At 71.2% G+C, this 26,094-nt stretch carries 25 protein-coding genes; 17 read left to right on the forward strand and 8 right to left on the reverse strand.

The features are described from left to right. Positions 1 to 73: 73 nt before the first annotated feature. Positions 74 to 385, reverse strand: a complete 312-nt coding sequence (locus ABD978_RS37695) for a hypothetical protein (protein WP_345365360.1) — start codon at positions 383 to 385, stop codon at positions 74 to 76. A gap of 136 nt (positions 386 to 521) precedes the next feature. Then, positions 522 to 3,077 (reverse strand): family 78 glycoside hydrolase catalytic domain, encoded by a 2,556-nt coding sequence (locus tag ABD978_RS37700; RefSeq protein WP_345365362.1) that lies wholly within the window; start codon positions 3,075 to 3,077, stop codon positions 522 to 524. A gap of 266 nt (positions 3,078 to 3,343) precedes the next feature. On the opposite strand from ABD978_RS37700, the gene ABD978_RS37705 reads away from it, so the two are divergent. The 6 genes from ABD978_RS37705 to ABD978_RS37730 all read left to right on the forward strand — a co-directional run bounded on the left by ABD978_RS37705 (position 3,344) and on the right by ABD978_RS37730 (position 12,559). Beyond that, on the forward strand, positions 3,344 to 4,264 hold the full coding sequence (locus ABD978_RS37705; protein ID WP_345365364.1) for a helix-turn-helix transcriptional regulator: 921 nt from the start codon (positions 3,344 to 3,346) through the stop codon (positions 4,262 to 4,264). 234 nt (positions 4,265 to 4,498) lie between these two features. Then, a complete protein-coding gene (locus ABD978_RS37710) occupies positions 4,499 to 5,290 on the forward strand; it encodes a DeoR/GlpR family DNA-binding transcription regulator (RefSeq protein WP_345365365.1) in 792 nt (263 codons plus the stop codon). 96 nt (positions 5,291 to 5,386) lie between these two features. After that, entirely contained in the window at positions 5,387 to 6,673 is a 1,287-nt protein-coding gene (locus tag ABD978_RS37715; protein ID WP_345365366.1) for an ABC transporter substrate-binding protein, read from the forward strand. Continuing rightward, on the forward strand, positions 6,670 to 7,608 hold the full coding sequence (locus ABD978_RS37720; RefSeq protein ID WP_345365368.1) for a carbohydrate ABC transporter permease: 939 nt from the start codon (positions 6,670 to 6,672) through the stop codon (positions 7,606 to 7,608). The genes ABD978_RS37715 and ABD978_RS37720 overlap by 4 nt, the downstream gene beginning before the upstream one ends. Then, complete coding sequence (locus ABD978_RS37725) at positions 7,605 to 8,435, forward strand: carbohydrate ABC transporter permease (RefSeq protein ID WP_345365370.1); 831 nt, start codon at positions 7,605 to 7,607, stop codon at positions 8,433 to 8,435. The genes ABD978_RS37720 and ABD978_RS37725 overlap by 4 nt, the downstream gene beginning before the upstream one ends. Beyond that, a complete protein-coding gene (locus ABD978_RS37730; protein WP_345365372.1) occupies positions 8,432 to 12,559 on the forward strand; it encodes a glycosyl hydrolase in 4,128 nt (1,375 codons plus the stop codon). Before ABD978_RS37725 ends, ABD978_RS37730 begins: the two co-directional genes overlap by 4 nt. Positions 12,560 to 12,610: 51 nt before the next feature. Here the strand turns inward: ABD978_RS37730 and ABD978_RS37735 are convergent, their stop codons facing one another. Both ABD978_RS37735 and ABD978_RS37740 read right to left on the reverse strand, forming a co-directional pair. Then, positions 12,611 to 13,285: a response regulator transcription factor gene (locus ABD978_RS37735; RefSeq protein WP_345365374.1), complete on the reverse strand. Its 675-nt coding sequence runs from the start codon at positions 13,283 to 13,285 to the stop codon at positions 12,611 to 12,613. A 9-nt stretch (positions 13,286 to 13,294) separates the two neighbouring features. After that, a complete protein-coding gene (locus tag ABD978_RS37740; protein ID WP_345365376.1) occupies positions 13,295 to 13,774 on the reverse strand; it encodes a hypothetical protein in 480 nt (159 codons plus the stop codon). A gap of 64 nt (positions 13,775 to 13,838) precedes the next feature. Here ABD978_RS37740 and ABD978_RS37745 point away from each other — a divergent pair, with 64 nt between their 5' ends. After that, positions 13,839 to 15,161 carry a sensor histidine kinase gene (locus ABD978_RS37745; protein WP_345365705.1) on the forward strand — a complete coding sequence of 441 codons (1,323 nt, stop codon included), beginning with the start codon at positions 13,839 to 13,841 and terminating at the stop codon, positions 15,159 to 15,161. Positions 15,162 to 15,247: 86 nt separating this feature from the next. After that, positions 15,248 to 15,805 (forward strand): ATP-binding protein, encoded by a 558-nt coding sequence (locus ABD978_RS37750; protein ID WP_345365378.1) that lies wholly within the window; start codon positions 15,248 to 15,250, stop codon positions 15,803 to 15,805. Positions 15,806 to 16,002: 197 nt separating this feature from the next. Here ABD978_RS37750 and phoA read toward each other — a convergent pair whose 3' ends face one another. The 3 genes from phoA to ABD978_RS37765 form a co-directional block, all read right to left on the reverse strand. Beyond that, positions 16,003 to 17,361, reverse strand: coding sequence for an alkaline phosphatase (gene phoA, locus ABD978_RS37755; RefSeq protein ID WP_345365380.1), 1,359 nt, complete (start codon positions 17,359 to 17,361; stop codon positions 16,003 to 16,005). 208 nt (positions 17,362 to 17,569) lie between these two features. After that, positions 17,570 to 18,220, reverse strand: a complete 651-nt coding sequence (locus ABD978_RS37760; protein WP_345365382.1) for a response regulator transcription factor — start codon at positions 18,218 to 18,220, stop codon at positions 17,570 to 17,572. 2 nt (positions 18,221 to 18,222) lie between these two features. Continuing rightward, positions 18,223 to 19,419: a sensor histidine kinase gene (locus ABD978_RS37765; protein ID WP_345365384.1), complete on the reverse strand. Its 1,197-nt coding sequence runs from the start codon at positions 19,417 to 19,419 to the stop codon at positions 18,223 to 18,225. 179 nt (positions 19,420 to 19,598) lie between these two features. Here ABD978_RS37765 and ABD978_RS37770 point away from each other — a divergent pair, with 179 nt between their 5' ends. The 9 genes from ABD978_RS37770 (at position 19,599) to ABD978_RS44105 (ending at position 25,508) form a co-directional block, all read left to right on the forward strand. Then, on the forward strand, positions 19,599 to 20,114 hold the full coding sequence (locus ABD978_RS37770) for a YceI family protein (RefSeq protein WP_345365386.1): 516 nt from the start codon (positions 19,599 to 19,601) through the stop codon (positions 20,112 to 20,114). Between the two features lie 35 nt (positions 20,115 to 20,149). Beyond that, complete coding sequence (locus tag ABD978_RS37775) at positions 20,150 to 21,091, forward strand: ABC transporter ATP-binding protein (RefSeq protein WP_345365388.1); 942 nt, start codon at positions 20,150 to 20,152, stop codon at positions 21,089 to 21,091. Then, entirely contained in the window at positions 21,088 to 21,894 is an 807-nt protein-coding gene (locus ABD978_RS37780; RefSeq protein ID WP_345365390.1) for an ABC transporter permease, read from the forward strand. Before ABD978_RS37775 ends, ABD978_RS37780 begins: the two co-directional genes overlap by 4 nt. Before the next feature lie 210 nt (positions 21,895 to 22,104). Next, complete coding sequence (locus ABD978_RS37785; RefSeq protein WP_345365392.1) at positions 22,105 to 22,767, forward strand: DUF4097 family beta strand repeat-containing protein; 663 nt, start codon at positions 22,105 to 22,107, stop codon at positions 22,765 to 22,767. A 296-nt stretch (positions 22,768 to 23,063) separates the two neighbouring features. Beyond that, the gene (locus ABD978_RS37790) at positions 23,064 to 23,228 is read left to right on the forward strand and encodes a hypothetical protein (protein WP_345365394.1); all 165 of its coding nucleotides are present in this window, start codon (positions 23,064 to 23,066) and stop codon (positions 23,226 to 23,228) included. A gap of 401 nt (positions 23,229 to 23,629) precedes the next feature. After that, a complete protein-coding gene (locus ABD978_RS37795; RefSeq protein ID WP_345365396.1) occupies positions 23,630 to 23,974 on the forward strand; it encodes an ArsR/SmtB family transcription factor in 345 nt (114 codons plus the stop codon). Further along, a complete protein-coding gene (locus ABD978_RS37800; protein ID WP_345365398.1) occupies positions 23,971 to 24,435 on the forward strand; it encodes an SRPBCC family protein in 465 nt (154 codons plus the stop codon). Before ABD978_RS37795 ends, ABD978_RS37800 begins: the two co-directional genes overlap by 4 nt. Further along, positions 24,432 to 25,130, forward strand: a complete 699-nt coding sequence (locus ABD978_RS37805; protein WP_345365400.1) for a dihydrofolate reductase family protein — start codon at positions 24,432 to 24,434, stop codon at positions 25,128 to 25,130. The genes ABD978_RS37800 and ABD978_RS37805 overlap by 4 nt, the downstream gene beginning before the upstream one ends. A 144-nt stretch (positions 25,131 to 25,274) precedes the next feature. Then, entirely contained in the window at positions 25,275 to 25,508 is a 234-nt protein-coding gene (locus ABD978_RS44105; protein WP_425550814.1) for a DUF6069 family protein, read from the forward strand. Here the strand turns inward: ABD978_RS44105 and ABD978_RS37810 are convergent. After that, the gene (locus tag ABD978_RS37810) at positions 25,498 to 26,025 is read right to left on the reverse strand and encodes a transposase (RefSeq protein ID WP_345365402.1); all 528 of its coding nucleotides are present in this window, start codon (positions 26,023 to 26,025) and stop codon (positions 25,498 to 25,500) included. The genes ABD978_RS44105 and ABD978_RS37810 overlap by 11 nt on opposite strands. Positions 26,026 to 26,094 lie beyond the last annotated feature (69 nt).

The following is a 26,094-nucleotide window of genomic DNA, read 5'->3' on the forward strand; positions in this document are numbered from 1 at the left end:
CCGCAGTCCTGCGGGGCCGCGCGTGGGACTCGTCACCGAACCGTGCGGATCTCCCCGTCGGCGCGGTGACAGGTCATTCCGACCAGGAATAGCTGACCCGTACTCGCAGGGGGCTGCCCCAATCGATCGTGACCCAGGTCCGGATGCCCCCCTGGTAGGGCTCGATGTTGCGGACGGTCATGCGCGCGTCTCCCATTATCGGCGCGTTGTTTCCGTCAACCTCCACGATCGAGGCGAACACCAGAGTGGTCGGCGTGATCCAGGGCGCTCCGACGTCGAGGATCACGTCTCCGTTCGCGGTGAAGTAGCCCCAGCCACCGGACATCGCCGTGACGCCATGCTTGGCGGCGGGCTCGATGAGGGTGTTGATCATCTGCAGTGTCATGGTTTCCCTTTCGGTGGGGTATGCGGCCGCGTCACGAGCGGCCTTCCCGCAGGCCCACCACGCCCACCCCGGTGACACACCCGCCCTCGCCATGGCCGGGCAAAACGTCTGGTCGACGAGCCCGACGGGGCACTGGTCAGCCGAACGGCGCGCGGAAGGTGTGGCGGCCGGCGGTGACGTCCGTCGTCTCGCCGGCCGGCAGGATCACCCGCGCGGTCGCGTTCGGCGGGACCAGCACCTCGACCTGGAGTTCCCGCGTGGCCGGCAGCAGCCGCCAGCCGGCCTCGGCCCGGCCGTACGGGGTGTCGAGGGTGGCGGAGGCGTGGGTCAGGCCGCCGCCCGGGCGGGGGCGGACGAGCAGGCGCCGGTAGCCGGGCTCGTCGGGGGCGAGACCGGCGACGACGCGGTGCAGCCAGTCGGCCACCGCGCCGTAGGCGTAGTGGTTGAACGACGTCATCGTGCCCGGGTTGACCGTGCCGTCGGGCAGCAGGCTGTCCCAGCGCTCCCAGATCGTCGTGGCGCCCATCGTCACCTGGTACAGCCACGACGGGCACGCGCGTTGCAGCACCAGGCGGTACGCGGTCTCGTGCTCGCCGGCGTCGCACAGCGCGTCGCAGACCAGCGGCGTGCCGACGAACCCGGTGCCGATGCGGTGCCCATCGCGGCGGACCACCTCGGCGAGGCGCCGGCCCGCGGCCCGGCGGCTCGCCGCGTCCTCCAGCAGGCCGAAGCCGAGCGCCAGCGCGTACCCGGTCTGCGAGTCGCCCGTCAGCCGCCCGTCCGGGCCCTGGTACTTGGCGCGGAACGCCGCGCGGACCCGTCCGGCCAGGTCGTCGTACCGCTCCCGGTCCGCGGTCTCGCCGAGCACCTCCGCCGTACGGGCGACCAGGCCGGCGGAGTACGCGAGGTAGGCCGTGGCGACCAGGCCGTGCGGAGTACGGGTCGCGTCGGGCCGGTCGGGCGGCGCGGCCGGGTCGAGCCAGTCGCCGAACTGGAAGCCGGTGTCCCACACGTACCGGTCACCGGCCAGCGCGGCGATGCCGTCCACCCACGCGCGCATCGACGGGTACTGGCGGCGCAGCACGTCCCGGTCGCCGAACCGCCGGTACATCGTCCAGGGCACGATCACCGCCGCGTCGCCCCAGGCGGCGGCCGGCTGCGCGCCGTCGCCCTCGACCTTCACGTACGGAACGTACGGCGGGACGAGGCCGTCGTCGTGCTGCTCGGCGGCCAGGTCGGTCAGCCAGGAGGCGAACAGGCCGCCGCACGCGTACAGGAACGCCGCGGCCGGCGCGAACACCTGCGCGTCGCCCGTCCAGCCGAACCGCTCGTCGCGTTGCGGGCAGTCGGTGGGCAGGTCGACGAAGTTGCCGCGCATGCTCCACACCGCGTTCTCGTGCAGGCGGTTCAGCATCGGGTCGGAGCAGGTGAACCGGCCGGTGCGGGTCATGTCGGTGTGGCAGACGACGGCGCGCACGTCGGCCGGGTCGAGCGTCCCCGGCCAGCCGCGCACCTCGGCGTAGCGGAACCCGTGGTAGGTGAAACGCGGCTCCCATTCCTCGGTCCCGGTGCCGCGCAGCACGTACTCGTCGGTGGCGCGGGCCGTGCGCAGTGGCCGGACGCACAGGCCGCCGCGTTCGTCGAGCACCTCCGCGTGGCGCAGGGTCACCACGCGCCCGGCCGGGCCGCTGACCCGGATGCGCAGCCGCCCGGCGATGTTCTGCCCGAAGTCGAGGATGGGGTGACCGTCCGGCGACTCGGTGACCGCCACGGGTTCGAGGACCTCGGTACGGCGCACCGGCGGCCCGTCGGGGGCGACCAGCCGGGCCGGGTCGGCGGCCACGACGCGCACCGCCCCCCACGCCTCGTCGTCGAAGCCGGGCATCGACCAGCCGGGAGGTTCGGCCCGGGCGTCGTGGCGTTCGCCGTCGTACAGGTCGGACGCCACGATCGGGCCGGGCGCGCAGGTCCAGCCGGGGCCGGTGCCGACGCGGTCGATCGTGCCGTCGGCGTACCGGACCTCCAGCTGGGCGAGCAGCGCGACCTCGTCGCCGTAGTACGCCGAGCCGTCGGCCCAGCCGAGCCGCCCGTGGTACCAGCCGTCGCCGAGAAGGGCGCCGAGCGCGTTCGGTCCGGGACGCAGCAGGTCCGTGACGTCGTACGTCTGGTACCGCAGGCGGTTCCGGTAGCTGGTCCAGCCGGGCGCCAGCACGTGGTCGCCGACCCGCGTGCCGTTCAGCTCGATCTCGTAGACGCCGAGCGCGGTGGCGTACAACCGGGCGGAGACGAATCCGTCCCGCAGGTCGAAGCCGTGGCGCAGCAACCGGTCCGCGCCGCCGGTGACGAACGCGGCGGTCCAGTCGCCCGGTCTCAGGAGGGCCGCCTCGACCGGGACCGCCTCGCTCCACGGCGACGGGCCGGCGCCGTCGGGTCCCCAGACCCGCACGCGTACCCGGCGCCGGTCCCGGGAGGCGAGCGGCGGCGCGGGCCAGGGCACCAGCACGGACTCGCCGGTCTTCTCCCGGCCGGTGTCCCAGACCACCGTGCCGGCCTCGTCGAGCACCTGGATCTGCCGGACGGTCTGCCGCCAGCCCGTCGCGTCGGTGACCGTCGTCCACGACACCCGCGGCCGGTGTACGCCGATGCCGAGAGCCTCGCGGTGGTGTTCGAAACGGACGTCCGTCACCTTCACGCGGCACTCCACCGGGTCATCGTGTGGCGGAAGTTCGGTCGGTCGTCGGCCATAGAGGGGTCCTTCGCTGGACGTTCTGATCCGTCCGCTGCGGCACCGGGCAGGTCCCGGTGCCGTTTCGAGTCCGCCGTCGGGCCGAGGGCACCGCTCCGGCCTCGGACTCTTCGCGTCGTCGGTATTGGGATCATGCGGCGTGGCCGACCCGGCCGAATAGCCCGCGATGAGCTTCGAGTAGCACGAAATTGATATCGCGCTAATCTCGCCCCATGACCGAGCCGGTGGAGCTGTCGCGGGCCGGCCTGACGTATCTCACCGGCGGCGCGCCCGCGTACGCGGGCCGTTACGTGCACGCGCGGTCCCATGTCGCGCACACGCACAGCTTCCTGGAGATCGCGGTGGTGGTCGGCGGCGTCGGCGTGCACCACTCCCCGGCGGGCCGCCGTGACCTGCGGTCCGGCGACGTCATGGTGCTGCGCCCAGGTGTGTGGCACGGCTACGAACGGTGCCGCGACCTCGCCCTCTACAACTGCTGCGTCAGCACCGGGCTGCTCCAGCACGAGCTGTCCTGGACCCGCGAGGACCCACTCCTGGGGCACCTGCTGTGGACCGGGCCGATGTCGGCACAGCGGCGCGGCACGCTGAGCACGACGCTCGACCCGGCCGCGCTGAAGGAGTGCACGGCGCAGCTCCGCGAGTTGAGCCGGCTCGGGCCCGCGGCGGACCGCGGCGCCGTGATCGGGCGGCTGCTGCTGTTCACGACCCGGCTGGCCCGCGCCGTCGCGGCCGCCGAAGGGGTGCCCGCCGGGCGGCCCCCGACCCATCCGGCCGCCGTGCGGGCGATGCGACTGCTGGAGTCGCGTCCCGCGCACGCCTGGACGCTCGCCGAGCTCGCCGGCGAACTGCACATCACACCGAGCCACCTCGTACGGGTGTTCAAGACCGCCACCGGCCTGCCGCCGATGGCCTACCTGTCCCGGCTGCGGGCCGAGATCGCGGCCTCGCTCCTGCTGCGCACGGCGCAGCCGATCACGCAGATCAGCCGGTCGGTGGGCTGGCCGGACCAGAACTACTTCGCCCGCCGGTTCAAGGCGCACTTCGGCCTCACCGCGACCGCCTACCGGCAGCGGTTCGCCGAGCAGGCCCCGTTCCCGCTCGTGCCGCGCGAGCCGGTTCTCCCGGACGCCTGATTCGCGCGTTATCTCGGTTTTAAAACCACACGTCAACGCGTGAACTCCGGCCGGGCCGGGTGGGCGCGGCGCACGCGTCGCCCGGGTTACGGCAGGTCTCCGCTGGACTTATGTCCGATCGATAACGGGGGCTTGACGTCGGTTACATGCGTGCTACAAGATCCGGAAACCACCCGACGTGGATGTGAAGATCACGGCATTGAGTGTTATGTCGCTGATCTGACGGAGGAGCGGATGGACGGTACCGGAACGCGTGCCGGCAGGCGCGGACCCGCCGGACGGCAAGAGGAGATCGCCGAGCACGTGCTGACGCACGGCTCGGCCACCGCCGCGGAGCTGGCCGAGCGGTTCCAGGTCAGCCTCATGACGATCCACCGGGATCTGGACGAGCTGGAGCACCAGGGCATCGTCCGCAAGTACCACGGCGGGGTGACCGCGCAGCCCTCCGGCGTGTTCGAGAGCAACGTCGCCTTCCGCATGAAGGCCATGCAGTTCGAGAAGGACGCGATCGCCGCGAAGGCCGCCGAGATGATCGAGCCGGGCATGGCCGTGATGCTCGACGACTCCACGACCACGCTGGCGCTCGCCCGGCGGCTGGCGGGCATCACCCCGCTCACCGTCGTCACGAACTTCATGGAGTCGCTCAACCTGCTGTCCCAGGTGCGCGACGTACGGCTGATGGCCCTCGGCGGCGACTACGACCCGCTGCACAACTCCTTCCTGGGCGTGTCCTGCATCGAGGCCATCGACTCTCTCCAGGTGGACCTGTGCTTTGTGTCCACCTCGGCGGTCTCCGGCGGCTTCGCGTACCACCAGGAGCAGCACATCGTCTCGGTCAAGCGCGCGATGCTCGCCCGCGCCGCGCGCAACGTGCTGTTGCTCGACCACACCAAACTGAGCCGGACCGCGCTGCACCGGGTCGCCCCGCTGAGCGCGTTCCACCGAGTGATCGTCGACGCCGGGGCGTCCGCGGAGGCGCTCCGCGAATTCGACGAGCACAAGATCGCGTACGAGGTCGCCGTATGACCGCGGGCATGGCCCCGGTGCGAGATCACCGCGCGTGGCGGCGCTGAAAGAACACATCACGTCTCGGGGGATTCACCGAACCACAAGGAGGACCCGATGACATCGCGATTCGAGCCGAACCGCAGGCAGTTCCTGCGGGCGGCGGGAGGATTCGCCGCCGTGGCGGCGATGCCGGCGGCGCTGACCGCGTGCGGCGGATCATCGAGCTCGGGCGGCGGCGGCGGGAAGACGCTGCGCCTCGTCGGCGTGGCCGACCAGCAGAAGGCGCTCGACGAGCTGACCAAGCTGTACACACAGGCGAAGTTCGCGACGTCTTATGCGCCGACGGACCAGGTGCAGACCTCGCTGCGCACCCAGCTCGGCGCGGGCAACGCGCCCGACGTGCACGTCGTCTACCCGGGCAGCGGCAGCGCGATGTCGATGGTGGAGATCGCGCAGGCCGGACTGCTCGCCGACCTCAGCAAGCAGCAGTGGACCCAGGTGATCCCGGCCGGCCTCAAGCCCGCGTTCCAGCTCGAGGGCAAGACCTTCATGTACTCCGCGGGGTCCAGCGTGATCGGCGCGATCTACAACAAGAAGGTCTTCGAGCAGGCGAAGGTCGAACCGCCGAAGACCTGGACCGAGCTCCTCGACGTGTGCGACAAGCTCAAGAAGGCGGGCAAGATCCCGATCGCGCTCGGCGCGCAGACGGCCTGGGTCACCCAGCTGATCACGTACGCGCTCGTGCCGTCGACCGTGTACGCCAAGAACCCGCAGTTCGACGCCCAGATGAAGGCGGGCTCGGCGAGCTTCGCGCAGTCGGGCTGGCGGGACGCGATGAACATGTACCTGGAGCTGCAGAAACGCGGATTCTTCAACCCGGACCCCAACGGCACGACGTACGAGCAGCAGACGTCCATGGTGGCCACCGGCAAGGCCGCCATGGCCGTCCAGGTGTCGGCGGTGCTGCCCGACTTCCGCAAGGCCGCCACCAACGCGGATGACCTGGGGATGTTCCCGTTCCCGGGCGCGGACACCGAGGCGGGCGTGTGGATCCCCGCGGGCGTCGTCGTCGGCCTGGGCGTGAGCGCCCGCAGCCGGAACGCCGACGCGGCCAAGGCGTTCATCGAGTTCCTCGGCAAGCCGGAGAACATGAACCGCTGGGCGCAGGCGGTCGCCTGCATCCCGCTCAAGCGGGACGCGAACTCCAAGATCGACCCGGTGCTGGAGCCGTTCCTGCCGTTCATCGAGGGCAACAAGGCCGTGCCCTTCATGGACCAGGCGTGGCCGAACGCCGAGGTCCAGCCGACCCACTTCGCCGTCGTCCAGGACCTGCTGGCCGGCAAGACCACCGTGGACAAGGGGCTGGCGAAGATGGACGAGATCTACCGGAAGAAGTCATGACGCTCGTCACCCGTCGTGCCACCCGCTCGGCGACCACGCGCCCGGCGGCGCGCGGTCGCCGGACGGGCGCGCTGATCCCGCCGTGGTGGTTCGTCGCTCCCGCGCTGCTGGTATACGCGCTCGTCGTCCTCTACCCGAGCGTCTCGGGCGTCGTGTACGCCTTCACCGACTGGAGCGGGATCGGCGACAAGTCGTTCAACGGCCTGGCGAACTTCCGGACGCTGTTCGGTGACGAGCGGGCCGTCGGCGCCCTGCGCAACACGCTGCTGCTGACCGTCGCGATCGTCATCGTGCAGAACGGCGTCGGGCTGCTGCTCGCGCTCGGCGTGCACGCGCGGATCAAGTCGCGGACCGCACTGCGGGTGATCTTCTTCGCGCCCGCGGTGGTCAGCCCGGTGATGATCGCCTTCCTGTGGAAGTACGTCTACAACCCCGACCCGCACGCCGGACTGAACGGCATCCTCGGCATGCTCGGCCTGGGCGGGCTGCGGCAGGACTGGCTCGGCGACCCCTCGCTCACGGTGTGGTCGGTGGCCGGGATGGTCGTGTGGCAGTACGCCGGCTACTCGATGGTCATCTTCCTCGCCGGGCTGGAAGGGGTACCGCCGGAGCTGCACGAGGCCGCGATGATCGACGGCGCCGGCCGCTGGCAGCGCTTCCGCTACGTCACCTGGCCGCTGCTCGCGCCGTCCCTGACGATCAACGTGATGCTGTCCACCATCGGCGGGCTGAAGCTGTTCGACCAGGTGTACGCCGCGACCGGCGGCGGCCCCGGCTACGCCAGCGAGACCCTGTCGACGGTGCTGTACAAGCAGGCCTTCGTGTACGGCAAGTACGGGTACAGCACCGCGATCGCGCTCGTGCTCGCCCTGTTCGTCGCGGCGGTGTCGCTCGTGCAGATCGCCTACCTACGGAGAAGGGAGGTCACGGCATGACGCACCTGCGGTACGGCCTGCGGACGTTCGCCCTCGAACTCGTCATGATCGCGGTGGGGCTGGCGTTCCTGTTCCCGGTGTACGCGCTGATCGTGCTCTCGCTGAAGGATCCCAAGCAGATCGCGAGCACGCCGTTGTCCCCGCCGACCGCGCCGACGCTGGCCAACTACTCCCACGCGTGGTCGAAGGCGTCGCTGGGCTCGGCGCTGCTCAACAGCACCATGATCACCGTGGCCAGCCTGGTCTGCCTGATCGCGCTCGGTTCCTTCGCCGCGTACTTCCTGGCCCGCTGCGCCTCCCGGCTCGGCTACGCGCTGTACGTCCTCTTCCTGCTCGGCATCGTGCTGCCGTTCCAGCTCGGGATGATCCCGCTGTTCAAGCTGGTCGACCAGCTCGGCCTGCTCGGCACGTACCAAGGAATGATCGTGTTCTACACCGGCATCCAGCTGCCGTTCACGATCTTCCTCTACACCGGGTTCATCCGGGCGCTGCCCCGCGACTACGCCAACGCGGCGCTGATCGACGGCGCGTCGCACCTGCAGGCGTTCACCCGCGTGGTGTTCCCGCTGCTGCGGCCGATCACCGGCACGGTGCTGATCCTCAACGCCGTGTTCATCTGGAACGACTTCTTCACGCCGCTGCTCTACCTCGGCGGCTCCGCCAAGGAGACGGTTCCGGTGCGGGTGTTCTCGTTCGTCGGGCAGTACGTCTCCGACTACGGTCTCGTCTTCGCCGGTCTCGTGCTGGCGGCGCTACCGATCATCGTGGTCTTCCTGGTGCTGCAGCGCTACGTCATCCGTGGCTTCGCCGGGGGGCTGAAGGGATGATCGGCCTGCCCTCGAGGCTGGCGGCGGTGCTGCGCGATCCGCCGCCGGAGTTCTCCCCGGCCGCGATCTGGTGGTGGAGCGGGGAACGCCTGGACCGCGCCCGCCTGCGGTGGCAGCTCGAGCGGTTCGTCGCGGGCGGCGTGCACAACCTGGTCGTGCTCAACCTCGCGCCGTCGGGGCCGATGTTCGGCTCCGACGCCGACGACCCGGCGTTCTTCACCGAGCCGTGGTGGGAACTGCTCGACGGTGTCTGCGCCGACGCCGCGGAACTCGGCGCCTCCCTGTGGTTCTACGACCAGCTCGGGTTCTCCGGCGCCGACCTGCAGGCCCGGCTGGTCCAGGAGGTGCCGGAGTACGCCGGCCGCTGGCTGCACCGCACCGGCGTGGTCCGCCGCGGCTTCGACTACCTGTCGGCGGACGCCTGCGCCACCCTCCTCGACCGCGTGCACGGGGAGTTCGAACGGCGCCTGCCGCATCGGCTGGGCTCGGTCATCGTCGGGTCGTTCCAGGACGAGCTGCCGGCCCTGCCGACGTGGTCGCCGCACTTCGCCGAGGAGTTCGAGCGGCGGCGCGGCTACGACCTCACCCCGTACCTGCCGGTCCTGTGGACCGGCGAGCCGGGCGGCGCGGACGTCCGGCACGACTACCACCGCACCCGCGCCGAGCTGGCCGAGGAGGCGTTCTTCCGCCCGCTCGCCGAGTGGCACGACCGGCACGGCCTCCTGCACGGCTGCGACCAGCAGGACCCCGCCCGCGCCGGGGACCCGGTGGACGGCGTCCGGCTGTACGCCGACTACGCGCGCACCCACCGGTGGTTCGGCGCGCCCGGCTCGGACCACCACGGCGACGCGCGGATCCACTCGTCCCTGGCCCACCTGTACGGGCGGCCGCGCACCTGGATCGAGGCGTTCCACTCCAGTGGCTGGGGCGGCACGCTGGAGGAGACCTTCGACTGGCTGCTGCCCTGGCTGCGGACCGGCGCGAACCTCTACAACCCGCACGCCGTCTACTACACGACGAAGGGCGGCTGGTGGGAGTGGGCGCCGCCGTCCACCGACTGGCGTCAGCCGTACTGGGCGCACCACAAGGTCTTCGCCGACGCGGTCACCCGGCTGTGCGCCGCGCTGTCCCTCGGCGACCACGTGTGCGACGTGGCGGTGCTGCTGCCGACCACGACCGCGCAGGCCGGCGCCCGGCTCGACGGGGTCGACGACGACGCCGCGCGGGCCCAGAGCATCTACCGCGAACTCGTCGGCGACATGGCGTGGTTCCACACGGTCCCCGGCACCCTCGACCGGTTGCGGCTGGACGCCGACGTGATCGACGACGACTCCGTGCACCGGGCCACCGTGTCGGACGGGCGGCTCCGGGTCGCCGGAGAGGCGTACGCGACGATCATCCTGCCGGGCTGCACCGTGCTGGACGCCGAGACGGCCCGCCGCCTGGACGAGTTCGCCGCCGCCGGCGGCAACGTGATCGCCGTCGGCGCGCTGCCCGAACGCACCGTCGGCGCATCGCCGGGGACCGGCGACGTCCTGACGCGGCTGCGCGAACGCTTCGCCGACCCGTCGGTGCCCGGCGCGGCCTTCGTCGGCTCCGCCGGCGAGCTGACCGTGCCCGGACCGCCGCGGGTCGAGGCTCCGGTGCCCGTCCTCGTCCGCGCGGTCGACGGCGCGACGCTCGTCTTCGTGACCGCCGCCGTCCCGCACGCCAGTGACGTGTCGGTCGGCCGTCCCGACGAGCGGGGGATCGACCTCGGCTGGCTGGACGCGACGTACGACTTCGACCCCGGCCGGTATGCGACCGAGACACGCGTGCGGGTGCGCGGCGTACGCGGCGAGCCGCTGCTCGCCGGCCCGTTCGGCGGGACGGTACGCCCGCTCGCGTACGAGCGGAACGGCGACGTCACCGAGGTCGTGGTCCCGTTCGACGACGGTCCCGCCGCCCTCCTCATCTTCCCGGACCCGGCCACGGCCGGACCGCCCGACGCTCCGAACGGTCCGGCGTTCGGAGCGTCGGGTGCGGCCCCGACGGCCACGGCCGAAGCGGGCTCTCGCGACGGCACGCCGGAGACCGCCGGTTCCGGCGACGGCCGCGCATCCGGTGGAGCCGGTGTCGCGTCCGAGGGACCCGCCGGATTGCACGACCTCCCGGGCGAGGACGATGCCGCGTCCGAGGAGGCCGCCGGGTGGCGCGACCTGGGCGCCACCTGGGACATGGAGCTCATCGGCACGCTGGACAACACCTGGGGGGACTTCGCCCGGCCGGCCGGCGAGCCGCCCGGACCGGCACGGCGGACGTTCCGGCATCGGGTCGAGGCGGCGGGCGACGACGGCCTGCGGGACGGCTGGGCGGACGCCGGGTACGACGACGCGGCCTGGACGCTCGCGCACGCGACGTTCGGCCCGCACGCGCTCGCCGTCGGACCCGCCCGCCCCGGCGACCTGCCCGGGCCGTGGCCCGAGGCCGGCGCGGGGTGGCGGCCGCTCGGCTACTCCACGTCGCGCGGGATCCACAAGGACCCGATCCACCGCGAGACCCTGGGTCCCAAGGGGCACGTGCCGGAGGAGTTCCTCGACCTGGGCGACGTGGCCGCGGGGCAGGCGGTGCGGCTGCGCACCGTGCTGATCGTCCCGGAGGCCGTCGAGGCGACGCTCGCGGTCGGCGCGCCGGCCGCCAAGACCGTCTGGCTGGACGGCGCGGAACCGCCCGTCGACGACGGCGGGTACCTCGCCACCGCCCCGGTGCGGCTCGGCGCGGGGAGACACGTGCTCGACCTGCGTCTCGTCCCCGACGAGGACGTACGGTTGCGGGCGCACATCGCCCTGGTCCGGGACCCGCGTCGGTACCGGAGGCCGGAGTGGATCGGCCCGGCGGGACCCCCACGGCCCGGCGCCCACGTCGCGCTCGGCACGAGCCTCCACCTGGATGCCGTGCCGGACCGCGCCGTGCTGCAGATCGCGGCGGCCGAGCCCTGCCGGGTGCTCGTCAACGGCACCGAGGCCGGTCGCCAGGGCGGCTTCGACCCCTACGCCGAGCACGACGCCCCGCGGGTGCGACGGTACGACGTGGCGGGCGCGCTGCGCGCCGGGGCCAACGAGCTGACCGTGGAACTGACCGAGCGGGACGTCCCCGCCGCGATCCTCGTCGACCGGGACTTCGGCGGCACGCCGCCGGGCGGTCCGGCGGGGCGGGGACCGGCCGCCACCGGGGGAGCGTCGTCCGGCGCGGGACTCCCGCCGGACGGCGACCCGCCCCTACGGGCGGACGACGCGCCGGGCCCGGCGGCGGAGCCGGGGGTCTCGTCGCCGGACGGGACCTGGCGGGCGGTGCGGGACGGCGTGGCGGTCGGAGTCGCCGCGCGCCGCCGGCAGTACGGCGATCCGGCCGCGCTGCACCTGTGGCGGCGACCCCATCCGCTGCCCGGGACCGCCTGGCTGGAGCCGTCCGAGGCGGGCGACGACACCTGTGTGCTTCCGGTGGTGTTCGCCGTGCCGCGGACCGGGCCGGAGCGGGTGGAATGGTTCCGCCTCGCCGTCCCGCCCGGTGCCACCCGGATGGAGTTGCGGCTGCACGGTGACGTGCGGGTCTTCGTCGACGGCACCGAGCGCCCCGTGACCACGGCGGATCCGGCCGGGACCGCCGGACCGCCGGCCCGCGGCGTCGACCTCGACGGCGGGCCGGGCGTACGGTGCGCCGCCGTGCGGGTGCGGACGCTGCCGGGATACGAGGAAGGTGCCGCTTTCGCCGCACCCGTCCGTTTCGAGGTCGGCCCCGGCCGGATCGAACTCGGCGACTGGGCGACCGTGGGACTCGCGGAGCACAGCGGAGGCGTCCGGTACCGCCGCCGGATCGAGCTGGACCACGGGACGAACACGACGCTCGACCTGGGCCGCGTCCGCGGCACCGCCGAGGTGATCGTGAACGGCCGGTCGGCGGGCGTCAGGGTGTGCTCGCCGTACCGCTTCGACCTGACGGAGCTGGTCCGGTCCGGCCCGAACGAGCTGGAGATCGTGGTGTTCGGCACGCTCGCGCCCTATCTCGACGTGGTGAGCCCCACCCACTTCGTCTTCCCGGGCCAGTGCGTGTCCGGTCTCATCGGCCCGGTCCGTCTCCGGCACTGAGCCGGCGGGTCGCCGGGAGTCTTGAGCGCCTCCGTCGGTTCGTGCCGATGATCAGGCGCCGGAGTCGATGCGGTAGCCGACGCCTCGGCTGGTCCTGATGGTGTCGCGTGCGAAGGGACGGTCGACCTTGTCGCGCAGGTACCGGATGTAGACGTCGACGACGTTGGAGCCGCCCTCGTAGGCGAAGTCCCACACGTGGTCGATCAGGTGGGTGCGGCTGAGGATCTGGTCGGGTCGGCGCATGAGCTCGTGCAGCAGCTCGAACTCCTTCGGCGAGAGCCGGATGTCGACGTCGCCACGCCGTACGGAGCGGGTGCTCGGATCCAGGGTGAGGTCGGCCACCCGGAGGACGGCCGGGCGATCGGCCGGGTCGCGGCGGATCAGCGCGCGCAGCCGCGCGGACAGTTCCTCGAGCGCGAACGGTTTGGTCAGGTAGTCGTCCGCGCCCGCGTCCAGGCCGCGGACTCGGTCGGGAACCGCGTCGCGGGCGGTGAGCATCAGCACCGGCGTCCACCGGCCCTGCTCGCGCATGCGGCGGCAGACCTCGAACCCGTCCGGGGCCGGGATCATGGCGTCGAGGACCACCACGTCGTAGTCGATCTCCGACACGCTCCACAACGCGTCCGTGCCGCCGGCGACGGCATCGACGGCGTATCCCTCTCCTCGCAGGGCGCGCTGGAGCGTAGCGGCCATCGCGGGGTCGTCCTCGACGAGGAGCAACCGCATGCACACAGCCTATGACCTGCCGCTTCGCTCGGCTTCGTCCTGCTCCGCCTCGGCCGTGACCCGGCACTGGAACCTGATCGTCTCGACCCGGGCGGTCAGCCGGGCCAGCCCGGAGTTGATCTGGTTGAGCTCGCTGAAGATCTCCTTACCGGCCGCCTCGATCCGCCTGGCCGCAGCGAGGTGACGCATGGCCAACAGGTCGGCGGTGCGGTCGGCGCGGTGAACCGCCATCAAGACCAGGGAGAAGGAGGCCAGGGCGATACCGGGCATGATGACGTCGAGGGCTGCGGCGGAGCTCAGGCCACGACCGTACGAGCCGATGAGCGCCAAAGCGACCGCCATGACGACCAGGACGACACCCAGGAAGGACCAGGACCCCAGCAGGTCGCCGGCGAGCCGGCGAGCGCGCCGGGTCCGGTCGCGCCCGTGGCCGCAGTGGTGAGTGACCTCGGGTCCCGCCGAGTGGATGGAAGGTGTGGTCGCTTTCATGGGTCCACAGTGGGCCGGCCCGGATGAGAGGACCATGAGATCGGGGAGGTGAGCCGCCGTGCGGATGGCACCGGGCTCGCTGCGCGGCCGGCTGCTCCTGGCCTTCACGCTGGGCACGTCGGTGGCGCTGATCCTTTGCCTCATTCTGCTGTACGTCCTGCTCGTCGAGCAGTTGAACGCCGCCCTGGACGAGGACCTGGCCGAGCGGAGTCACGATGTGGCGACCGCGGCCACGCGGGGGGACATCGGCGCGGCCGGTCGTGACCCGCTGGCGCAGCTGTACGCCGATGACGGCACGCTGATCATCGGTTCGCCCCCGCTTGCTCGCGTCCGGCTGCTGAGCGTCTCGGAGGTGCGCGGCTTGACCGGCCGGCGGGTGGTCCACCGATCGCTGCCGCCGCGGGGCACACCGGTGCGGATGCTGACGCGCCGGATCCGCGAAGGACGTGTGCTCGCCGTGGCGGTACCGACCCGGCCGATGAACGTCGCCCGGAGCCGTCTCGGGTGGGTCCTGTTCCTGGCCGCTCCCACGCTGGTGGGCGTGCTGGCGCTGGCCGCTTGGGGAGTGATCCGCGCCGCGCTGGGGCCGGTCCGCCGGCTGACGCGGGAGGCGGCTGCGATCTCCTCGCTGGATACCGGATGGCGGTTGCCGACCGTGCCGGGCCACGACGAGATCGCGGAGCTGGCTCGTACCCTGGAGGCGTTGCTGGCCCGGTTGCGCGTCGCGTTCGAGCGAGAGCGCGCGTTCGTCGACGACGCCAGTCATGAGCTTCGCGGCCCGATCGCCGTCCTGCGGGGACAGCTCGAACTCGCCCGTGCCACCGTCGGCGAGCATCGCCAGGTCGATAGGCTGCTGGGGGCGGCTTTGATCGAGACCGACCGGCTGACCCGGCTTACCGATGATCTTCTGCTGCTGGCCCGGGAACGCGCCGGAACGCTGCTCCTGCGCCGGGAGCCCCTCGACCTGCTCGATCTGGCGGTCGCCGAGGCACGCCGCCTGGAACCGGTCCTGGGCGTGCGGATCGGCGTCACCGGAGACCCGGCGGTGGTCGACGCCGACGCGGACCGGCTGTGCCGGTTGATCGCGAACCTCGTCGGCAACAGCGCCGCCGCGGGGGCACGAGCGGTGCTGCTGACGATTCGTCGCCACCCGCACCAGGTGACGATCGAGGTCGCCGACGATGGCCCTGGATTCCCGCCGGACTTCGTCGACTCGGCCTTCGAGCGCTTCACCCGGGCGGACACGGCCCGTACGCGAGGCTCGGCAGGTGCCGGTCTGGGGCTGTCGATCGTTCGCAGCATCGCCGCCGCCCACGGCGGCAGCGTGGACGCGAGAAACGGGCCGCCTCTCGGCGGCGCGGTGATCGCCGTTCACCTGCCCGTCTGAGGGACGACGGTCCACGGTGGTGCGGCGCGCGCGCCGGCCATCCCGGTCTCACACTCCTCTCATCGGGGCCTGCCCACTCTGGTCCCGTGAGCACTACGAGAGGTTCCAGCCCAGATGGTGAGGTCGGCGCGACCGGTTTCCAGCCGAGCGTCGCGATCGCGCGCGCGAAGTGGCTCGCGCGGAGCGGCCGGTTTCGGGTCAGACGGCCCGGGACGCTGTACTGGCGGCGCCGGTTCCCCGGAACCGCGGAGCACATCAGCCACGCTCGCGGGTTCATCCGGTTCCTACTGGCCGACTCGGCTGCGGCGTTCGACGCCGCCTGGGTGGTCGGAGAACTGGCCACCAACGCGGTCCGGCACTCACGGTCGGGGTCGGCGGACGGGGCGTTCACCGTAGAGGTGATGCGTTGGGGCCGCTTCGCGCAGATCCAGGTCACCGATGCCGGAGGCGGCTGCGGACCCGTCCTTCCCCGGGCCGATGCCGAGACGGTCGTCGCCCGGGGCGAGCCGCCGCCCGAGAGCGGGCTCGGTCTATGCGGGGTCGGCGCGTTGGCGCGCCGATTCGGCACCTATCGGCAGCCGGACGGTAGCCGGGTCGTGTGGGCCCGGCTACCGTCCGACCCCTTCCCCGAACCCGCGGGCTGAGGGTCCGCTGCTCTCATGCCGCCGGACCGCCCGGTGTCACGAGCCCGCCGGCATCCCATCACTGTGTCAGCGGTCCCCGGCGACGCGGACGCGCAGACAAGGTCCAGACGCCGTGAACCGGCTACGCGTCCGCGTCTCTTCGTCTGTTCGCTTCGCGCGCCGGCGGCCGTACGGCCGCCGACGCGTCAAGGGTGGGTTCAGCCTCGGACGCCGAGCGCTCGGCCGAGGGTGTGGAACAGGTCGGTCTGGTCGGTCACGCCGACCACGTTGGCGGCCTGCGGGCCCTGCGCGGCGATCCGGACCTCGGTGCCGGTGTGCTCCTGGGACTGACCCGGCGTGTTGGTCGCGTAGTTGATCTTCATGTTGGCGCCGTCGGCGGTGATCAGCGTCGCGGTCTGACCGGGGCTCTGGGTCTCGACCGGGATGATCTGGCTGGTGTGCCCGTGGTCGGCCGTGACGACGACGAGGGTGTCACGGTGGTGGCGGGCGTAGTCCAGCGACGCCTGGACCGCCCGGTCGAACTCGACGTGCTCCCCGATCTGCCCGCACGGGTTGGCGGCGTGGTCCTGCTTGTCGATCGACGCACCCTCGATCTGCAGGAAGAAGCCCTTCTTGCCGTGCTCGGTCTGGGCGTCGAGGAGGCTGATCGCCTTGTTCGCCATGTCGCGCAGGTGCGGGCCGCTGAACTGACTGTTCGTCGTGCACCGGGCCGGATCCGTCCCACCGACCTTCGCCAGCGGACCGGTCCACTCCAGCGGCAGGTTGCCGTCCGCGAACACACCGAGCAGCTTCTTGCCCGGCTTGGCCGCCGCCAGCCCGGAGGCGTCCGTGACGACGTTGTAGCCCGAGGCGGCGGCCTGGTCGAGGACGGTCTTGCCCTTGAACGCACCAGCCTTGATCGTCTGGGCGAACCGTGCCTTGCCGCCGCCGAGGTAGAGGTCGGCGCCTGTCTGCACCTGCTGCTCGGAGATCGAGCCCGGACCGCCGTTCACCTTGTCCTGCTGCGGGCACTTGGCCATGTCGGCGGGCCCTTCACAGGAGCGGTCGGCGACGTGGGCGGCCAGCACCGCCGGGGTCGCGTCGCCCAGCTCGGCGGTGGTGACGTCGCCGGTGCGGAATCCGGCCTTCTTCGCCAGCTCGAGCACCGTGGACTGGGGCTTGCCGTCCGGCGTCACCGAGATCGCGCCGTTGTAGGACTTGTGCCCGGTGGCCCAGCCGGTCCCGCTGGCGGCGGAGTCGGTGACATAGTCGGGCTTGCTCGGGTCGTCCTTGTTCACGGAGTACGTGGTGTACGCACCGGTCAGCGGCAAGGTGTCCATCGCCAGGCGACCCGCGGCGCCCTTGGCGTAGTTGCGGGCGATCGTGATCTCCGAGTCGCCCATGCCATCGCCGATCAAGAGGATGACGTTGCGAGCCCGGCCGCTCTTGATCGCCGCGCGTACGGAGTCGGTCCGGTCACCGCCCGACGCGAAGGTGGGTACCGCGGCCGCCGCGCAGACGCCGACCGCGGTGACGGCGACGATGCTCCGGCGGAACAACCTCAAAGACGAGGCCATCAAGCTCTCCTCTACAGGAACTGGCTGATCGATGAGGGCACTCCACCGTCGCGAGATGGCCTCTTCCGGCGATGTCGGTAAAGAGAGTGCAAATAAATCATCAAGAGGCGATGAAAAAGACCGCTTGGCCTGCGCGGGGAACCCAAGGTATCGGCGGTCGGCCGGAGCTCGTCCCGCGGCGGAACGGAGCTCCGACGCCCCCCCGCGGCTACGAGTCGATGAGCCCCGCGTCGTGCGCGAGCAGTCCCGCCTGCGTGCGGTTGACGCACCCCAGCTTGTCCAGGGTGCGTGACACATAGCCCTTGACGGTGGCCTCGGAGAGGAACAGCCGCGCCGCGATCTGCGCGTTCGACAGGCCCTCGCCGAGGCCGGCCAGCACCTGGGCCTCCCGTTCGGTCAGCGTGCCGACCAGTTCGCGCGCGCGTTCCCGGGCCGCCAGGCCGTCCGTCGACACCGCGATGAGCCGGCGGGCGGCGGCGGGCGACAGGACGGTGTGCCCCTGGGCCGCCGCGCGCACCAGCCCGATCAGCTCCTCCGGCGGCGTGGACTTGACCAGGAAGCCGGTCGCCCCGGCCCGTAGGGCACGCAGCACATACGGGTCGGCGTCGAAGGTCGTCAGCACCACGACGTTCGGCGGGTCCGCCAGCTCGTTGATGCGCTCGATCGCGGTCAGGCCGTCCATGCCCGGCATGCGCAGGTCCATCAGGACGACGTCCGGGCGGTTCCGCCGGACGGCTTCAAGACCGGCCGCCCCGTCGTGTGCCTCGGCGACGACCTCGATGTCCTCGGCCGAACCGAGGATGGTGCGCAGGAACGCCCGCACCATGGGCTCGTCGTCGACCAACAGCACTCGGGGCATGCTCACACCGTCGATTCCGCAGTAGGTACGTACGCGGGCAGCGTGGCCTCCACGCCGAACCCGCCGTCGGGACTGGGCCCGGCACGCAGTCTGCCCTGCACCAGCTCGACGCGCTGCCGCAGGTGGGTGATGCCCAGGCCGGAACCGGAGCCGGCGAGGGCACTGCTGGGTCTGCCGGTCGGTGGCGTGTTGTGCACCGTGAGCCGCAACCGCGTCTCCGCGTACTCGACCCGTACGGTCACCCGCGCGCCGGGCGCGTGCTTGCGCACGTTGGTCAGGGCCTCGCGCAGCACGCGGTAGGCGACGCGCCCCATCACCGGTGAGGCGAGTGCCGGGTCGCCCTCCTGGATCAGCTCGGTGGGTATCCCCACCGCGACCGACTCGGCGACCAGGTCGTCGAAGCCTCCCACCGAGGGCGTGTGATCGCCGTCGGACGCGGCGCGCAGGATGCCGACCACGTCGCGCAGCTCCTCCAGGGCCTGGCAGCCCGTCGCCCGCAGGTCCTCCGCGGCCTGCCGGGTCGCCTCGTCCTTGGCGGTCACGCGCAGCGCGCCGGCCTGCAGCACCATCAGGCTCACCCGGTGGGTGACCACGTCGTGCATTTCGCCGGCCAGCCGCGCGCGCTCCTCCGCGCGCGCCCGCTCGGCCAGCAGGTGCTGCTCCCGCTCGGCCCGCTCGGCCCGCTCCACCAGCGCGCAGACCATCCGGCGGCGGGCGTCGAAGTACAGCGCCAGCAGCGGGCCGACCGCGGTGCGCAGCAGCCCTATCGTCATGGTCGTCACCGACGGGTCCCAGGGCCGCATGATGACGACGGTGAAGGCGGCGAGCGCGACGAGCGCCGCCTTGCGGTTGCGCTGGTAGAAGAGTGGCCCGTACGCGGCCAGCACGGTGGACAGGGGGGCCCAGGAGTTCCCGTCGTGCGCCGGCGTCAGCGCGCCCACCGGTGAGATCAGCAGCGTCACCGCCAGCGTGAACGCGCCGAGCACGCCGATGACGGTGAGCGGGGCGATGCGGCGGATGGCCAGCGAGCCGCAGGCGAGCGCCTGCACGCCCAGTATGACCCAGGCAAGGGGGCCCGGGCGGTCCGGCCACCAGGTGGCGTGGACCAGCGTCAGTCCGGTGTCGAGCAGTCCGAACGCGACGGCGATCGCCACGTCCAGGGCGACCCGGTGCTCTTGGTGCCACGGTCCCTCTGCCATGCCCCATACCGTAGGGAATGCGGGCTGCGGTATCACCCGCGCGGGAATCACGCAGAACGTCCGTCTTGGGCGGACCCTACGAAAGTCGTATGCCACCCCCTGCGCGTGGCCCCTTCGTCGCTCCCGGAACCGACGGCCGGCCCTGCCGCACCGGGGCCCCGCCGCCCTGGAATAGGGGCATGGCCACGACGAACGATCCCGTCACGACGACCCCCCGGCTGGGTCGCTACACGATCGACCCGAACCGCTCCTCCATCACGTTCCGAAGCCGCCACTTCGTCGGCCTGCTGCCGGTGAAGGGCACCTTCGCGATCCGCAGCGGAACGATCGATGTGGCCGAGCCGCTCGCCGACTCGAACCTTCGGGTGGAGGTCGACGCGGCGAGCTTCCACACCGGCAACGACCAACGGGACGCGCACGTACGGTCGGCGACGTTCCTCGACACCGGCCGCCACCCTCTGATCACGTTCGTCTCCGACGGCGTGAACACCACCACGGTCTCCGGCACGCTCACCGTGCGCGACGTCTCGCGGCCCGTGAGCCTGGCGATCGCAGGCTCCGAGGTGGCCGCGGAGACATTCACCGTACGCGCCACGACGCGGGTCGACCGTCACGACTTCGGTGTGACGGCGTCCCGCCTGATGGCCGGGCGGCACGTCGACCTGACGCTGGACGTCACCTGCGTGCATCGCTGACCTCGACGACCACCGAAGCACAGGGGAGAAGGACTATGACCACCGCGGTCGTGGTGGAAGGCCTGCACAAGACCTACGGCACGGTACGGGCCGTGAACGGCGTGAGCTTCACGGTCGAACACGGCGAGATCTTCGCGCTGCTCGGCCGTAACGGCGCAGGCAAGACCACCACCATGGAGATCCTTGAGGGGTTCCGCGCAAGGGACGGCGGGCGTGCCGAGGTGCTCGGCCTGGACCCGGGAGACCCGGCCACCAAGCGGCGGCTGAGCGAACGTGTCGGTCTCGTGCTGCAGGACATCGCGGTCGAGCCGTACCTGACCGTCCGCGAGACGATCGCCCGCAACGCCGGCTACTACGCGGCGCCGCGCGACATCGACGAGGTGATCGGCCTGGTCGACCTCGTCGGACATGAGAAGAAGAAGGTCCGCGTCCTCTCCGGCGGCCAGAAGCGCCGCCTGGACCTCGCACTGGGGATCATCGGCGACCCGGACCTGCTCTTCCTCGACGAGCCGACGACCGGGTTCGACCCGAACGCCCGTCGGGGCGCCTGGAAACTGGTGCGGACTCTGCGTGACGCGGGGATGACGATCCTGCTCACCACGCACTACATGGAAGAGGCGCAGGTGCTGGCCGACCAGGTGGCCGTGATCGCCGCCGGGCGGATCGTGGCCGCGGGAACGCCGGACACCCTCGGCGGACGCGACATCGCGCGGACCCGCATTCGTTTCGAACCGCCGCCGGAATGCGCGGTCACCGATCTGCCGGTGGCCGCCGTGCCGGGCGATGACGGCCTGGTCACCGTGGAGTCCGCGGAACCGACCGAGATGCTGCACCGGCTGACCGAATGGGCGCTGGGCCGCGGGGTGGCGCTCGCCCGGCTGACCGTCGACCGGCCCAGCCTGGAGGACGTCTACCTGTATCTGACCAGCGACGACCAGCGGGCGCCGGAACGCACGCTGGAGAGGAGCGCGCCGTGAGTGTCGCAGTCCCGGAAGCGGCGCACCGGCAGGTCGCACCTCGCCGCGGCGCCGGCCTGTTGTGGCACCAGATCCGCTACGAGCAGCTGACCTTCTGGCGCAACCCGCAGAGCGCGTTCTTCACCTTCGTGTTCCCGGTCCTGATCATCTCGATCTTCGGCGGGTTGTTCGGGCAGGCCAAGGACACCTCGTTCTACTACGGCGGGGACGCGCTCCAGTACTACGTGTCCACGATCATCGCGATGTCCGTCCTGGGCTCCTGCTACAGCCAGTTGGCCGTCGTGCTCGCGACCCGGCGCCAGACCGGGATCCTGAAGCGGGTCCGGGCGACACCGCTGCCCGCCTCCGTGTACTTCGTGGGCCTGCTGGCACACTGCGTCCTGGTGAGCTTCGTCGACGTCCTGCTCATCATCGTGGTCGGCCGGTTCTACGGGCTCTCGCTGCCCGCGTCCGCGCAATGGCTCTCGATCGTCGTCTCCCTGGTGCTCGGCGCGACGGCCTACTGCGCGCTGGGCGCCGCGGTGGCCTCGATGATCAGGAACGCGGACGCCGCGCCGGCGGTCGTGCAGTTCGTCATGTTCCCGCTGGTGATCATCTCCGGCACCATGGTGCCGATCCACGGTGCCATCGGCACCATTGCCGGCGCGCTGCCGGTGAAGCCGTTGAACGACGCGCTGCTGACCGCCTTCACCGGCGGCGGCTCCGGCTTCCCGTGGCATGACCACGGCACTCTGCTCGCGTGGGGCGCGGTCAGCGCGGTGGTGGCCATCCGCCGGTTCCGCTGGGACCCCCGCCCGGAATAGCCCGAATTCGGATGAGCCTCCATAGCGTTCATCGATAGCTTATCGCAACGAGTGCCCTTCTCGATGTTGCGTTAGCTTCAGACCTGTTGCAACGATTTCGGTACGTTGAACTGCTGAAACGATGTGGACTCGCAACGGTCTGGTTGAAGAAAAATGGAAAGCAACGTAGCGTTTGCGGTGTTGGAAACGACGAACCGCAAGGAGAGAACGATGCAGAAGTTCGACACCCCCGCCCCGATCACCGCCGTCCTGAACATCCCCGCCGGGCGCGTGCGGTTCATCGCCGCCGACCGGGCCGACACCACGGTCGAGGTCCTGCCCGCGGACCCCTCGAAGAGCCGTGACGTGAAGGTCGCCGAGCAGACCACGGTCGACTACGCCGACGGCGTCCTGCGGATCGAGACCGCGGTGAAGAACCAGTACTTCGGCTCGTCCGGATCCATCGAGGTGACGGTCCAGCTGCCCGCGGGTTCCGGCATCGAGGCCAAGGCCGCCAGCGCCGAATTCTCGACCACCGGACCGCTCGGCGACATCACCTACGAGAGCTCGCACGGCTCGATCAAGCTCGACGAGGCCACCAGTGTCCGCCTCACCACCTCGGCCGGCGACGTCGAGGTCGGCCGACTGGACGGCCCCGCCGAGATCACCACCGCCAACGGCGACATCCACATCACCGAGGCCACGGGCGGAAAGGTCGTGCTGGCCACCCAGTCCGGTGACATCTCCGTCGGCGCCGCCACCGGCGTCTCCGCCGTCCTGGACGCCGGCACCGGCCACGGCCGGATCACCAACACGCTGAAGAACGACGGCACCGCCGACCTGACCATCCAGGCGACCACCTCCAACGGCGACATCACCGCCCGCAGCCTTTGATCAGCAGCCTCCATGCCCGCAGCACCGACCGGATCACCGGTGCTGCGCGCTGAGGGGAGGCGACGCGTCGCCTCTTGGGGTGGTCGCGAGGGGGGCGAGGGGGGCGTTCCGAATGTTCGGGAAAGGCCGCGCGGCGGCGCTGATATGCGGGCTTCGCCCCCTTCCTGGCCCGCGATTGCCGAGCATCCGGTATGCCTTGGCCCGCTGGCCGAAAGCCGTTCCGGTTGCCGCCTCGGCTGACCGGTATGACAAACCCACTTCTTTCGGGCAATGACCAGCCTGGTCTCCGTGCTGTCATGGAGCATCACAAGATCAACCGGTCAGGCTCTAGAAGGTCGCGCCGGGGAGCGGCCACACTGCGCGCCTTCCTCGAACCGGTCCTCGGCACCCCCGACCGGGCAATCGAGGGCGGAAAGCCGTTCTTCCTCGACGAGCGCGCCGCCGACCTAGGTCACGTCTGACCGTTGGGGCGAGGCCCCGCAGTACCGCTCGGGCCCGTCCCCAGGGTCGGCTTGCTGCCCGGCCCACGCCCCGAAATCGTCGAACAGTGTCGCCGGCGGTCTTCCTGATCAGCGTTCCCCTGCCGTCGGCGCGGAGCGCGTACTCGTAGTAGGGGGCGTCACCATTCCAGGGCGCCGGCCCGCCGGCCCGGCGGCTCCTTGACCGCGGAGATGTCGAAGTCGTCGAACAGCGCCTGAATGTCGCCGCCGCTTCCGCCGTTCTCCTGGACGGCCACCAGGCCCGCGCCACCGTTGGGGGATGACTTGCCGCACGCGAGTCGAGCGCGGCCCCGGGGGTTGACCGGTTGACCTTGCAGGCTTATATTCAACACATTAGTTGATAAAAGAAAAGGTTGAACAACATGAGTGTTGACGAGCTGGATGAGCGGCTGGACCGCGCGTTCGCCGCGCTGGGCGATCCCGTCCGGCGCGCGCTGATCGCCCGGCTCTCTCGTGGGGACGCGACCGTGAACGAGCTGGCCGAACCGTTCTCCATCACCAAGCAGGCGGTCTCACGGCACATTCAGGTGCTGGAGGCTGCCGGCCTGATCACACGCAGCCGCGACGCCCAGCGTCGGCCGTGCCACCTGAACGCGGCGGCCCTGGAAGAGCTGACCGGCTGGATCGACAGGTACCGGCTCGTCGCCGAACAACGCCATCGCCGCCTGGACGCGGTCCTGGAGAACATGAAGGAGCAGGACAAGTGAACGAGACGACGATCACCGCCCGGCCCGGTACCCCGTTCATCGACCTCGTCCGCGAGTTCGAGGCGTCCCCGGCCCTGGTGTTCCGGGCCTGGACCGACCCCGAGCTCGTCCCGCAGTGGCTGGGGCCGTCCGAGACGACGATGACCGTGCTCGAGTACAACGCGACCCCCGGCGGCCGCTACAGCTACATCCACCGCGACCAGGCCGGTGAGTACCGATTCCGCGGCGTGTTCCACACCGTCGTAGCGGGCGAGCGGATCGTGCAGACCTTCCAATACGACGGCCGACCCCACGACGTCAGCCTCGAGACGCTCACCTTCGAGGACCTCGGCGGACGCACCCGCGTGCACATCCACACGGTGTTCGGTTCGGTGGAGAGCCGTGACGCGATGATCGAAAGCGGCATGGAGCACGGCGTCCGCGACTCGATGGCACGCCTGGAACAACTGCTGGCCCGGTGACCGGCCAGACCACCGAACGCAACCCCCGGGTGCTCGCGGACCACCACGACGCGCACCCGTCCCGACCCGCTGGGCCTTCCAGAGAGCAGGCGATCACCGTGACCAAGATCTTCAGCAACATGGCCGTCTCCGTCGACGGCTTCATCACCGGCCGCAACCCGCATCCCGGCCACGGACTCGGAGACGGCGCCGTCCTGCACGACTGGTACTGGGGCGGCGACACGCCCAGCAAGGTCGTCCCGCAGTTTCGGCTGTCGGAGACGACCCGCGGCTTCATCGACCCCCTCGTCGAGCGCATCGGGGCGGTGATCGCGGGCCGCAACAGCTACGACGACGCGGGTGGCTGGGGCGGCGGCAGCCCCCACCCCACCGCCCCTCTCGTGGTCGTCAGCCACCGCCCCGCACCGCCCGAGGCGACGCCGGAGCAACGGTTCACCACCTCGATCCAGGAGGCGGTCACCACCGCCCGCACGCTCGCGGGGGACCTCGACGTCAGCCTGATGGGAGGCGGCGGCGCACTCACCGCCGCGCTCACCGCGGGACTGGTCGACGAGATCGTCATCCACCAGGTGCCGGTACTGCTCGGCGCGGGTCGACGGCTCTTCCAGGAACTGCCCGACCATGCGCGGCTCGACCTCGTTCAGGCCGTTCCGGCACCCGGCGTGACACACCTGCACTACCGCGTGGAGCGATGACCTCGACCACGCCGCCGCCGCGGCTCAGCCCACGACCTGGCCCGTCCTATTCGCCCCCACACCGCCGCCCCCTCCACGACCGCCATCTCGCCTCGCACCGTCCCGCTGTGGCGCACCGGCGGGCTCGCCGCCATCGCCGCCGCGCTGACCACCACCGCCATCGCCGCCGTCTCCTCAAGCGCGGGGGTACCGCTGAAGGTCGACGGCAAAGCGATCCCACCGGTCGGCTTCGCCCAGATGACACTGATGTGCGCCGTGATCGGAATCGTGCTGGCGGTGGCGCGGGTGTCGGGCGCATGGGGTGGGGCCGCACGTCGCAGGACACGGTCCGAGCGCATCCGGGCCAGCACCCGAACAGGCAGGTCTTTCAGCAGGTAGGCCAGGCGGGGCCCGTCATACGGCCGGTCTCCAGCGCGCAGATCACCGAGTACGGCCACCCCGGGATCATCAGATGCCGGTCCTTGCCGCGCCCGTAGGTGTGACACAAGATCCGCTCAGGTGAGGTGTGGGCTTCAGGGCGCAGCCAGCAGGTGACGTCCACGGCCAGCACCAGCCGCCCATCGGCGGCCCGCGGCAACGCCACCGCCGACAGCGCCCAGCGCAACCGGCCCACATCCAGCCGGCCTCGGGCCAGCGCCGCATACAGCGATCCGTGACCACGACGATGCTCGCCGACCAGTGACAACTCCACCAGCGAGCGAACCGGCCCGTCCGCGCACAACACCGCCTCAGCCAGCTCGAAAAACGCATCCGCCCGCGGCGTCAGGCACCGATAGAACTCCTGCCGGAACCGTGACAGCTCCCCGAGTGCACCGGCAACACCGGCATCGTGAACACTGATCCGTCGAAGCCCTTGGTCGTGATCTTCCGTTCTGTCGCAAGAAGGAATGATCACCCAAGGGCTTCATCCATGATCAACCGGGGCCACACCATCGACACCCCGCGTTAATCATCAAGCTAGGTC

It is taken from the genome of Actinoallomurus liliacearum (assembly GCF_039542035.1).
GTDB lineage: Bacteria > Actinomycetota > Actinomycetes > Streptosporangiales > Streptosporangiaceae > Actinoallomurus > Actinoallomurus liliacearum.